Source organism: Mucilaginibacter polytrichastri, assembly GCF_001911425.1.
Classification (GTDB): Bacteria; Bacteroidota; Bacteroidia; order Sphingobacteriales; family Sphingobacteriaceae; genus Mucilaginibacter; species Mucilaginibacter polytrichastri.
Genome location: NZ_MPPL01000001.1, coordinates 4,215,882 through 4,227,353, shown reverse-complemented (window position 1 = coordinate 4,227,353; position 11,472 = coordinate 4,215,882). Strand labels below are relative to the sequence as shown.

The window sequence follows — 11,472 nt, the reverse complement described above, 5'->3', positions numbered from 1 at the left end:
TAAAATGTGGAAGAGTAGGTCGGCGCCAAATCTTATCAGGGTATAAAGCCTTTGTCTAACCGGCAAAGGCTTTCCTGTTTTTATAACTGGCCATGTTGCCAGCTTATTGTTCTTTATGAATCCAAACGTTTTGGTGAGTAGTAAATAGTTGAATGAGTGAGTAGTTAGAAAAGAACGACTTAACCATTCACCTAATCAACCACTCACTAATAACTCAAAATATTCAGGTGCCTATATCGGTGGTGTCTACCTCTTCCCATTTCGAACAGAGCAGTCAAGCCCACCAGAGCCGATGGTACTGCAGTAAAATGTGGAAGAGTAGGTCGGTGCCAAATCTTAAAAGTAGCCCCGTTCAGCAATGAGCGGGGCTTTCTTTGTTTTGTATAAGTCCCAAAGTCGGTGAAGACGGCAAGTCCGGAAGAAAGAATCAAGGGCCAATACACCATTCCCCCTAAACCCGATAGCAGCGGATACCGGCCACCGTGGCTAAGGCCTGTGGAGTATGAGCGTATAGCGGGACTGCATACGCCGATTAGTGCTACCGTGGTTTTACTTGACCAATAAGCTTATTGGTAGCTGTAATAAATGCAATTAACAGTAAATTAATCATAAAAAAAGCAATCAAGATATGTACCTGATTGCTTAATAAATATTGTATTGCTTGACTTATGTTAACGGCAGCTAATTATAGAATTACAATACCTGGAACAAGATCCAGTTATCGGTTTCAAACACTTTACGTAAGCTCACATTACTATTGGCCGATTTATAAAGTGCCACATACTTTGTATTTAGTTCTGTGTAGCTATTAGCCGAGTTTTTATTGCTGGCTATAAGAATATATCTGTCGTATTTTTGAGGGGCTTCTATGGCGCTTAAATAGTCGTCCTGGTAAGGTAAGGTTAGTGAACGTATATCTCTTGAAAAGCTGGCTATAGGATAAGCAATGGCGTCATCTAATAATACGTGTGATTCTTGCGGTAAATTATTGATATAAGCAGCAACACTTTTTACTTCTTCCTGGCTATCTGTTACTTTTTTGTGTAAGATGCACGAAATAAAGTTGTTTTCTTCAGCTATCGCTGATGTGTACATAATGCTGTAACCAGTATAAACCGAAAGTACGATCATTAGCGTAAGTATCACTTTAAACATACCTTCGTTACGCACTGTATTGATTTTGGTAACAATACACAATAAAGCCAGTATAAGGAAGATGATATAGTATTGCTCTGTTATAAATACTTTGGCGTATTTGATTTTTAGAAACTCAATAAAAAAGAATGGCGTTAACAGGGTAAGCATTTGGTAAGTGTTATCCCTGAAAAGGTAGAAAGCAAGCAATATTAACGGGAAAAATATAATAACCCTGGCTGATATGATGATGGAAATTTCTGGTAGTTTATGGTTTACGGTGTCTTGCAGTGTACTGTAATCAATTTTTTCGGCTAGTACGCTCCAGTTAGAATATGGGCTGTCGATAAAATAATTAAGATCATTAGCATGGGTAAGGTTAAGCATCTTATAAATTAAGATGGATGCCAACGGAAGTATAAAAAGGATAACGAAAATAGCCATCGACTTACTAATCAGCTTACGCCTTAAGGAAGGGTTATTGAAACTGAGAAATAGCCTGAAGATAGATTCTTTTTCGCCCAGGTTTAAGGTATGTATTGAAATTGAGAGTACAAGCGGGATGAAAAATAAGGTAAGCCATACAAACTTATAATCGCAAAATATAAGTACAACCAGGCAGATACTTGATATGGATACGTGAAATGTGGTGTTGGAGTTGTAAAATTTAAATATGTTGAGGAAGAACAAATAGAAAAAGATAAGTACCATATAGGTTGACTTACCCGCACTGCCCACATATAAAAGCCCTGGATGGAACAGAAACAGTAATAATATGGCCAGGATGTAAAACTCATCATTGGTACGTTTAATAAGCGTACTGCAAATAAGATAAAATAATATACCCGTACCAAAAGCAGACGCTAGAATAGGGGCTACTGTATAACTAATGGTGGTAAATATAAATGTATTATAAAATGGAAGCAAGGGCGATGTTAAGCCCATTACTTTTAACCGGTTGCCCGTACCTTCAAAAATTATCTTAGCTTTTTCTATCAGAAATAATTCTTCTTTATTAAAAAAGCCAAGCTTAGCCAGGTATACGCCCCAAACTAAGTAATAAACTGCGAGTACGAAGGCGAGAATAGCAATGTATAAGGTTTTAGACTGCTGTTTCATTTAACTACGTTAACTGCATTATTTACCTTACTTAAACCATGGTTAGTTTTTTCCCAGTAAAATGGTTTAACAATTAATTGATATAAGCCTTTATATGCTGCTACGGAATGCATTAACCAATAAACGGGGTTGGCAATGGCAAATAAAATAAGTTCGTAATAGCGTCTTTTAAATACAGCCATCATGTTTACATAGATCATGAGGATATTGCCGATAAGCAGGTTGAAAATAGAGATGAACAGTACCCAATCTGGAAACAACAAGCGTATGGTACGTAAGTCGAACACCAGGTAGGCAATAAAAACACTCAGCAAAAAAGGATAGAGTAAAAACGTTATTGGTGTGGCACCGATAAAGAAGTTAAATCCTAAAAAGCCTTTCCAGCCAATTTTACGCCATAAGGCTACCGGGTTGCGCATATGCACCAGGTAGGTTTGCATGTAACCTTTAATCCACCTCGAGCGTTGACGAATCCAGTTAAAGGGTTCGTTGTTGGCTTCTTCGTAAGTAGTAGAATTTACAATGGCTATTTTATAACCTTTGGCGTAGGCTCGCACCCCTAAATCTGCATCTTCGGTAACGTTAAAGGGGTCCCAGGCGCCTAGTTCAACAAGGGCATCTAATTTAAAGTGGTTACTGGTACCACCCAATGGAATAGGGATATCCAATGTATCCAGCCCAGGCAGCATATAGTCAAACCAGTACGAATATTCTAACGTAAACATACGGGTAAGGAAGTTCTCGTTACGGTTAAAGTAGTTTAAAGCACACTGAATACAAATAAAATTCTCGGGCATTTTATTAAATAAACTAACTACTTTTTTAAGCTGATCGGTATCCGGGATATCTTCGGCGTCATAAATAGTTAAATACTCGCCGCGTGCAAAGTGAAGGCCATAGTTACAAGCTTTTGGCTTGGTTTTAGGCATATGATAAGGTACAACTACCACTTCAAAAACGGCGGGGAAGTCGAGGTTACGTACGGCATTAAGCGTTTTGTCGTCATCCTCTTCTATCAGCAGTTTAATATCCAGTTGCTCGCGCGGATAATCCAGACTTTGCAGGTTCCATACCAGTTTCTTAATTAGTTTATCTTCGCGATACACCGGCAATAATATGGTGTATATCGGCAACTCGTTATCAACAACCTGCTTCACTTCTTCTTTTGTTACAGCTTGATGTAGCTCAAAGCGCGAACCTACCAAAGCCAGGAATAGTTTGAAGATGATGGCCACCAGGAATATGACGCTGATAAACACATTGATAACGATAGCGGTTATAGTAAAGCTGAGTACTAAAAAGATACACATTACCGCTATTGAACCGAATAGAAAGATTAGCTGGGCGCTTGTAAAAGTAATTAAAGCCGAACTTTTAGGGTCGTGATTTAATAATTCAAACACGGCCGATTTTACATAAGGTATCCCTATTAATTTGTGGCTTAACCAGGTAATGTCCAGATCGGGTGCCAGGATAATTTCCGGCTCGCAATCATAGGTTGCCCTAATGAATTCAATAAACAGCTGATCGCTCGGATCGGCCATTAGTACGATTATTTTATCATCCTCTTTGCGGATGGGTAAAGCTACATGCTCGTCGGCAAACTTAAGTTCAATCTGGTTAAGTATGTCCATGTCATAAGCTTCTTCTCTTATTTGATGGAATACGTGCCCTGCGTTTGTTAGTGAGCGTTCATAATTTTTGCGCGAAACATAACCGAAGTTTAAGATGATCTTAATCATTGACAGGCCCGAGCGTTCTGAAAAGGCCTTTATCTTGATCAGATCTGCTACAGACATAAAGCCATCCTTAACCAGCAGATCTGGTATGGGCATGCTTTTGTAGTCTGTTTGGGCGCTGGTGTAACCAGAACCCAAATTTACAGCACTTAACTCATTGATATCTTCCGGCATGAATGTTACTTTACAAAAATGATTAAATGCTTGCTTTCGTTATTCGTTAATGATCTCTTGTGATTTCTGAACTTTAAACCTTACATAAAGGAAAGAAGCCAGGATAAGGATCAGTATGCCTAATAGTATAAACAGGTTGTAATTTTCCCAGAAACGTGATAATGCGCTTTTGGTATCTACATATTCCAGGTTTTCGCTCGATTTGCTGATGTTGAACAAGTATTTATTATTGTTTACATCGGCAATACACACGTTGCTGGATAGGGTTGATAACTGCTCGGTAATAGAACGTGATGCTGCCAGGAAGGCGTTGCTGAGGTTTTTACCGGTTGCGGTTAACACCAGGCAGGCATTATTGCTCCGGCCGTAAAATATTTGCGCCAAACCATTGGATACGGAGTCGGACACGGTGTAAACTACCTCGTTGTTGTTATTGTTATAGAGCCTGAAATCATGGTCGAACTTGATCGGCGCGTCGGGGAATTCTTCTATCAAGGGGTCATTGCGCGATAAGAGGGCAACAATGTTATACTTCTTTAAATCACCTTTATTGTTCTTCAGGTCCTCCGAGTAAACAAATTCTGGGAAATTATTTGCGTTGATATTGTTGTTCAGCTCATAAATAATTTCGCCCATTGCGCCTGCTGCATATTTAGCATAATCTCTGCTCACTACAATTTTGGTAGTGCCCGAGTTAAATGCTTCAGGGTATTGGTAAAAGCTCAGGTCATTGGTAATAAAAGGATTCTTTGATTCGAGGTATGATTTATCAACGTCAATTTCGGCAAAGAAGTTGGTAAAGCTGTTGGCGCAGTTACCAGTAGTTGGGTGGAACCTGAACTCGGCCACCAACGTGTTATATTTATGGTGCTGATAACGGTTAATGGTTACCGCAGTATTTAATTTACCCGATGCATCAAGTTTCTCACTGCTGATAAGCATACCATTAAGGTAAATGTTAAAGTAACCACGATCATTAAGGTTAAGCGCACTATAGTTGGCCACAAAACGTATTTCAACTTCTTTAGGGGTGAAGCTAAAATCACTGTTTTTAAAGTTGTAAACTGTTTTTAACGAACCAACGCCCGATGCAAAGTTTGTTAAACCGCCAAGCTGGCGTAAAGTTAGTTTAGAACGGTTTTCGTCAATCGTTTTAAAGAAGTTGTTAGCCGCATTGTTAATCAGCAAATAATCGCCAAAGGTTGAGTTTAAGATATTCATATTACCCAGGGCGGTAATTGTTTTCTCATAACCAGGCTCATCGCCACCGGTAACAAATAAAATTTCTTCTGGTATCTGGTGTGTTTGTACAGAACGGGCAGGTACCATCTGGCCATTCATGGTTATTAAGTTGGTAACGGTATCTGTAACAGAAATTACGGCTTTGTGCAGGTAAAATAAACCCTGGCCGCTGCTTGGGTTAACTTTAATTAAATTACGTTTATCGGGGTTAATTTGGCCCATAGAGCCAACCATAATATAGTTATGGATAGAATCTGGTATATGATCGGCCTGTATTACCTGGATGTTTTTAACATCAGATTTTTTTAAGCGGGCATAAGCCCAGGCAACTGCTTTTAAATCGTGCAGGGTTGGGTTAACCGGATAAACAATAGCAGACTTTGAATCGAACGAGTTAGAGATATTAACGTTGTTAAAGAAATTAGTGCTGCTTCTGTTAAGTGCCAGGTAAGAATTACCTTTAACTTTTAACCACATGGCCGGGTTATCCAAATCGCGGCACTTATCGTCTGTAATGGTTAACAGCGTGCGGATCTGGATTTTAATGTAGCGGCGATCTGGTGAAAGATCGGCACGGCTAAGTCCCAGAACTACTTTTTGGATAGAATCTCCTGTTAAGTGAGCACTGTATACGGGTTTATCATTAATGAGTACGTTGATGTATGATTTGTCTTTAATAAGGGCTTGTGATGGTTCGAAAAAAAGAACCATTTTACTGCCGTTTACTTCCATAAACGGATCAATTTTAATGTAATAAGCGCTCGATCCGCTCATACCTGTTATAGCATCATCATCGCGCCCTAAAGACTTAAAAGTTACAATGGTTTGCTGGGCTGATGCTGCCTTGCCAAAAAGAACAATAAAAAAAAGTAGTGATAAAAGCTTATTCATCGGGTTTTTGTGCTAATAATTTAGTTGATCACGTTAAATTCTACTCGGAAATAGTTGCCGTTATAATCGCTGCGGTAAGATAATTCGCCACCCATTTCCTGGGTCATTAGTTTGGCAATGGATAAACCAAGGCCCAAACGGCTGCCGGTGGCATTGCTGCTGTTGGCATCGTTTAATGTTTTTAATTTACCAAACATATTGTCCAGCTCTTCCTGGCCAATGGCTATACCTTCGTCAATAATTTCGAATACAAATTTTTGACGCTGCAGGCTGGTAGCCACTTTGATGTTATTATTAGTTTGCGAAAATTTAATAGCGTTTGAAAGCAGGTTTTGAAAAACCTGGCCGGTGAATACCTTATCCAGCCTTACATTAAGCGGAAGCTTCAGGATATTATCTACCAGGGTAATGTTTTTCATTTGGGCAGTTTCCTGCAGGCCTTTATATACATACTGCACCTCAGAGTTAATATCAAAAATTTCGGAGTTGAATTTAATCTCCGGCGATTCGATTTCCTTAACATCCATTAGCATGTTAAGCATGTACTGCATTTTTTCGGCAGCCTCCTGTATGTATTGTAAAAATTCTTTCTGGTCTGTGCTCAGGCGGTACTCCTCATCCTTAATCATGTTATTACTCATAATAACAGATCCGATAAGGTTTTTAAGGTCGTGGCCTGCAATATTAATAAAGCTGTTCTTTTGCTCGTCGAGCTTGCGCAGCTTTTCGTACTGCATGTCAATAATGTTGTTCTTGTCAACAATATCTTTGTTTTGCTGCTTCAGCTGCTCGTTAGATTTTTCGATCATGATCTGCGATTTTACATCGCGTTCGGTCACTTTATAACGGGCACTTACAATAAGGCAGGAGATAACACTAATGATAAAGAAGTATTGGCCGCCATTGCTGATAAACAAGTCTAACGAATATTGGTTAAGTGTATTAAAGAACACAGCTAACAATACCAATGCAATAATTACCTGTATAACCGAGTTAATAGGCTCCCAAAATACCTGTAGGTTAAAAAACAGGATAATAGCAGAGTATATTAAAAAGAAAACTGTTAACTCTTGTATGTTTACAATATTGCAAAGTACGGCAGACGGTATGGAAAGTAGCAGGAAAGTAATGTGGAGCAGTATTCGATAATCGTATTTACGGGTTTGGAAAAATGTGTAAAGGCCGAGTATTATTAAAACCAGTATTATCCTTACAATTAAAAACTGGATCCAGATATCGCTTGCATATATAAAATCGACTATGCTAAGAATGGGATATAGAAATATAATTGTCCAAATGATGTTATTAGTCTGGTACCAGGCTTTTTTGTTGCTTTCTTTGGCAAATTCTTCTTTACTTATTTGAACAAACATTATCTAATATCGTAAATTAATCAGTTTAAGCAATGAGTTTGGGTGTGAAGTTAAACCGAAAAAACCAATTTTTTAAAAAATCAGCCGGTTTATTTAGTCCTGTATTACACCTGTATGCGGTTTTATTGTTATCAGTATTGCATCTAAGCGCGCAATGTCAAACTGCAAAAACTAAACCAATTGCCAATAGTCAGCGTAATGTCTTATTCAATAAAGCACTAGGGTTGGATAACGGCATAAATATTTCGTGGCTGGAGCAAACGTGGAACGCGGAGGCCCTGAAACATAAACCTTTTGGGAATGAAGATTTTGTTTTACTTAAACAGTTGGGTTTTAAAAGCATTCGCCTGCCGGTTGCTTTTGAATATTACAGCAGCAGGCATATACCGTTAAAGCAAGTATTGGCCCGGGTTGATGCCGTACTTAGCCAGTGCAAGCACTATGGCTTTAAATTGATTATAGACTATCATGGAGGCAAAATAAATGATAATAACTATGCTGCAGCCACCACAGAAGCTATTAATAACTGGTTATTAATTTGCAAGCATTATAAAAATGAAAATACAGGCCGCTTATTTTATGATATATATAACGAGCCGCCACACATGGATCCACAGCGGTGGAAAGACGCTGCCTATAACATTATAACAGCCATAAGGAAGGTTGATAAAGAGCGAACGCTACTGGTAGGTGCTTCAAATTTTAACAGTATTTATGAACTGAGCCGAACCCAACGGATGGCCGACAATAATATTATTTACACGTTTCATTTTTATGAACCTTTTTTCTTTACCCATCAGGGCGCGGCATGGGTTGGCGATCAGGTGAGTACAACCGGGGTACCTTTTCCTTACGATGGGGAAAAATTTCCGCAATTAAATCCAAAAGCTAAAGGTACCTGGGGCGAAATTAATTACGCCCAATACCAGCGCGACGGTAATGAACAATCGGTTAAAGATAAATTGCAAATTGTGAAAAACTGGAGCAATAAATATAATGTACCCATATTATGTGCCGAATATGGCGTATATAATAAATACGCCGATGTTGATAGCCGGTGCAGATATATTAAAGCGGTAAGAAAATCATTAGCAGAATTGGGTATACCCGGTATGCTTTGGGATTATAATACAAACTTTTCTATTTTTGCCGGAAAACCGTCTTTAGCGCATCTCTCACCCTGTTTTAAGGATGCTTTGAAGTACGTAATTAAAACTGATTAAAAATAGGTATAAGTATTTAAAACTACTAACTTTACCGCCTGTTATAGATGATATGAAGTTTTTTGCTGAGCAGCGTAAAGAAGTAATGACGCATATTGAAAAATATATGCTGGAAAAAATGTGGGATTTTTTGAAGCCCATTGATGAAAACTGGCAACCGTCTGATCTGCTTCCGGATTCAACGCGTGACTCTTTCTTTTCAGAAATAAAAGAATTACAGGAAAGCGCCCGTGGCTTATCATATGATTTAATGGCCGTATTAATTGGCGACACCATTACCGAAGAAGCCCTGCCAACTTACGAATCATGGTTAACCATGGTTGACGGTGTTGATTTGGGTGAAGATAATGGCTGGATGAAATGGACCCGCCACTGGACTGCCGAAGAAAACCGCCACGGCGATTTACTGAATAAATATTTATACCTGAGTGGCCGTGTAGATATGCGCGCCATGGAGGTATCAACGCAATACCTTATTGCGGATGGTTTCGACATAGGTACTGGTACAGATCCTTACCGCAACTTTATATACACTTCTTTCCAGGAGATGGCTACCAATGTTTCGCACAGGCGTGTAGCTGCGTTGGCTAAAAAAGATGGTGATGCACTACTGGCTAAAATGTGTGGCGTAATTGCATCTGACGAGGCCCGCCATGCTAAGGCATACAAACACTTTATGACCAAAATTTTTGAAGTTGACCCTAACGAAGCTATGGTTGCCTTTGAAGATATGATGCGTCAGAAGATTGTAATGCCTGCACACTTTTTGCGTGAGGTTGGCTTGAAGATTGGTCAAACCTTTGGTCACTTTACAGATGCTGCACAGCGCCTTGGTGTTTACACCGCGTTGGATTATGTAGACATTATGAAAAGCCTGATTGAGGAATGGCACATTGAAAGCATGCCAGACCTTAACGAAGCCGGTGAAAAAGCACGCGATTATATTACAGCGCTGCCAGATCGTTTGATCCGCGTGGCAGAACGTATGAAGAACCCCGGTTTGGAGTACAAGTTCAGCTGGATAGCAGGCTAAGATTCATCTTCGATATTCTTAATATTATTTCGCCCCGGAAATTCGAGGAAGAAACCGTTCAGGATTTCTTCGAGGGTTAATAAATTAACATCATCTGTATAATGCTCAGATTTGGTGACATTTATCTCATTACTTTGTATTTCTACTCGGAACAAAAAGCCGTCGTAAAATTCTGTGTTGATGATCTCGATAGCACCGTCGCGGTTTACAATAGCAAGCTCATATCAATCTGGCGTTGGTCATGAAACAGCGGGTTCAGCTTTTCATTAAATAATCTTTCTATTTCATCAACCGATACCGGTTTTTCTGTATTAATGATTTTCATAGTAGTATAATTAAAAGCAGCTCTGCGCTATTGTTTTGCCGTATTTTTTAGGTTTTAAAGATTAAAACAGATATAATTGGTAAAACGTTCTACCATTATGCAATACAAATTACTGGGCCGCTCGGGCCTTAAAGTTTCTGAACTGTGCCTGGGCACAATGGGTTTTGGTACCGAAGGCGGCTGGGGTGCTGATAAAGATACCAGCTTTGCCATTATGGATGAGTTTGCCAACGCTGGCGGCAATTTCCTGGACACTGCCAATGTATATAAGCTGGGTACCAGTGAAAAGATTATCGGCGAGTACATGAGTAACCATGACCGCGATTACTTTGTGCTGGCTACCAAATACACGTTAAAGGATAACCTCACTAACCCCAATGCATCGGGCAATAACCGTAAAAACATGATGCGCAGCGTGGAGGAAAGCCTGAAGCGATTAAAAACTGATTTTCTCGACGTATTATACCTGCACATTTGGGATGATATAACCCCGATAGATGAAGTGCTGCGCGGGCTGGATGACCTAATTCGCCAGGGGAAGATCAATTACGCCGCCATAAGCGATACCCCGGCCTGGGTTGTAGCCAAGGGGAATACCCTGGCCGAACTAATGGGCTGGAGCCAGTTCATTGCCTTGCAGGTAGAGTATAGTTTGATACAGCGCACGCCGGAGCGGGAACTGATCCCGATGGCTAAACACTTCGGCATGACGGTTACTCCATGGGCACCCTTAGCAGGCGGGGCCCTAACCGGTAAATACCTGAAAGGTGAGCAAGGCCGCGTGAAAGCAGAAAGTAACCGCCGCGACGAAAACAGCGAGCGCATTACCAAAGTAGTAATGGCCATTGCCGATGAAATTGGTGTATCGCCGGCACATGTAGCCCTTAAGTGGACCATGCAACAAGGTTTTTCCTGTACCCCAATTGTAGGTGCCACCAAAGTAGACCAGCTAAAAGACAATTTAAAAACGTTAGATGTAACGCTGACCGTCGATCAGTTGAAACGTTTGGATGAAGTAAGCGCCATCAAGCTAGGTTTCCCCGGCGATTTCTTTAACGAGGATGCCGTGAAGGTTAATTCGTTTGGCGGATTTTACGATAAAGTGGAGAAGAGGCGATAATTTCATTTCCCCTCTCGAGAGGAATTAGGGGTGTGTTATTTATCAGTGCTGCTTTGCCATACGCATAACACACCCCTTCCACCACGCAATCTTCCGCGC

General features: G+C 40.1%; 8 protein-coding genes and 1 rRNA gene. 5 read left to right on the top strand and 4 right to left on the bottom strand.

Annotation, left to right across the window (positions count from 1 at the left end; translation table 11 throughout):
• The first annotated feature begins 223 nt into the window (after nucleotides 1-223).
• Nucleotides 224-335 (top strand): 5S ribosomal RNA (rrf, locus tag RG47T_RS18060).
• Between the two features lie 64 nt (nucleotides 336-399).
• Complete coding sequence (locus RG47T_RS26160; protein WP_171972561.1) at nucleotides 400-564, top strand: hypothetical protein; 165 nt, start codon at nucleotides 400-402, stop codon at nucleotides 562-564.
• Nucleotides 565-693: 129 nt separating this feature from the next.
• Here the strand turns inward: RG47T_RS26160 and RG47T_RS18055 are convergent, their stop codons facing one another.
• The 4 genes from RG47T_RS18055 to RG47T_RS18040 are packed head-to-tail and all read right to left on the bottom strand — an operon-like array spanning nucleotide 694 to nucleotide 7,672.
• Nucleotides 694-2,253 carry a hypothetical protein gene (locus RG47T_RS18055; protein WP_074490858.1) on the bottom strand — a complete coding sequence of 520 codons (1,560 nt, stop codon included), beginning with the start codon at nucleotides 2,251-2,253 and terminating at the stop codon, nucleotides 694-696.
• Nucleotides 2,250-4,166, bottom strand: a complete 1,917-nt coding sequence (locus RG47T_RS18050; protein ID WP_245770893.1) for a glycosyltransferase — start codon at nucleotides 4,164-4,166, stop codon at nucleotides 2,250-2,252. Before RG47T_RS18050 ends, RG47T_RS18055 begins: the two co-directional genes overlap by 4 nt.
• 39 nt (nucleotides 4,167-4,205) lie before the next feature.
• Nucleotides 4,206-6,299, bottom strand: coding sequence for a cellulose biosynthesis cyclic di-GMP-binding regulatory protein BcsB (locus RG47T_RS18045; protein WP_074490857.1), 2,094 nt, complete (start codon nucleotides 6,297-6,299; stop codon nucleotides 4,206-4,208).
• A 20-nt stretch (nucleotides 6,300-6,319) separates the two neighbouring features.
• Complete coding sequence (locus RG47T_RS18040) at nucleotides 6,320-7,672, bottom strand: sensor histidine kinase (protein ID WP_074490856.1); 1,353 nt, start codon at nucleotides 7,670-7,672, stop codon at nucleotides 6,320-6,322.
• Nucleotides 7,673-7,704: 32 nt separating this feature from the next.
• On the opposite strand from RG47T_RS18040, the gene RG47T_RS18035 reads away from it, so the two are divergent.
• The 3 genes from RG47T_RS18035 to RG47T_RS18025 all read left to right on the top strand — a co-directional run bounded on the left by RG47T_RS18035 (nucleotide 7,705) and on the right by RG47T_RS18025 (nucleotide 11,373).
• Nucleotides 7,705-8,895, top strand: a complete 1,191-nt coding sequence (locus RG47T_RS18035) for a glycoside hydrolase family 5 protein (protein ID WP_074490855.1) — start codon at nucleotides 7,705-7,707, stop codon at nucleotides 8,893-8,895.
• A 52-nt stretch (nucleotides 8,896-8,947) separates the two neighbouring features.
• Complete coding sequence (locus tag RG47T_RS18030; protein ID WP_074490854.1) at nucleotides 8,948-9,928, top strand: acyl-ACP desaturase; 981 nt, start codon at nucleotides 8,948-8,950, stop codon at nucleotides 9,926-9,928.
• Between the two features lie 422 nt (nucleotides 9,929-10,350).
• Nucleotides 10,351-11,373, top strand: coding sequence for an aldo/keto reductase (locus RG47T_RS18025; RefSeq protein WP_074493570.1), 1,023 nt, complete (start codon nucleotides 10,351-10,353; stop codon nucleotides 11,371-11,373).
• The last annotated feature ends 99 nt before the right edge of the window (nucleotides 11,374-11,472 follow it).

Coding starts and splice junctions, on each gene's coding strand:
- RG47T_RS18040 (WP_074490856.1), bottom strand. CDS start 7,672: ATGTTTGTTCAAATAAGTAAAGAAGAATTTGCCAAAGAAAGCAACAAA.
- RG47T_RS18045 (WP_074490857.1), bottom strand. CDS start 6,299: ATGAATAAGCTTTTATCACTACTTTTTTTTATTGTTCTTTTTGGCAAG.
- RG47T_RS18055 (WP_074490858.1), bottom strand. CDS start 2,253: ATGAAACAGCAGTCTAAAACCTTATACATTGCTATTCTCGCCTTCGTA.
- RG47T_RS18025 (WP_074493570.1), top strand. CDS start 10,351: ATGCAATACAAATTACTGGGCCGCTCGGGCCTTAAAGTTTCTGAACTG.
- RG47T_RS18050 (WP_245770893.1), bottom strand. CDS start 4,166: ATGCCGGAAGATATCAATGAGTTAAGTGCTGTAAATTTGGGTTCTGGT.
- RG47T_RS18035 (WP_074490855.1), top strand. CDS start 7,705: ATGAGTTTGGGTGTGAAGTTAAACCGAAAAAACCAATTTTTTAAAAAA.
- RG47T_RS18030 (WP_074490854.1), top strand. CDS start 8,948: ATGAAGTTTTTTGCTGAGCAGCGTAAAGAAGTAATGACGCATATTGAA.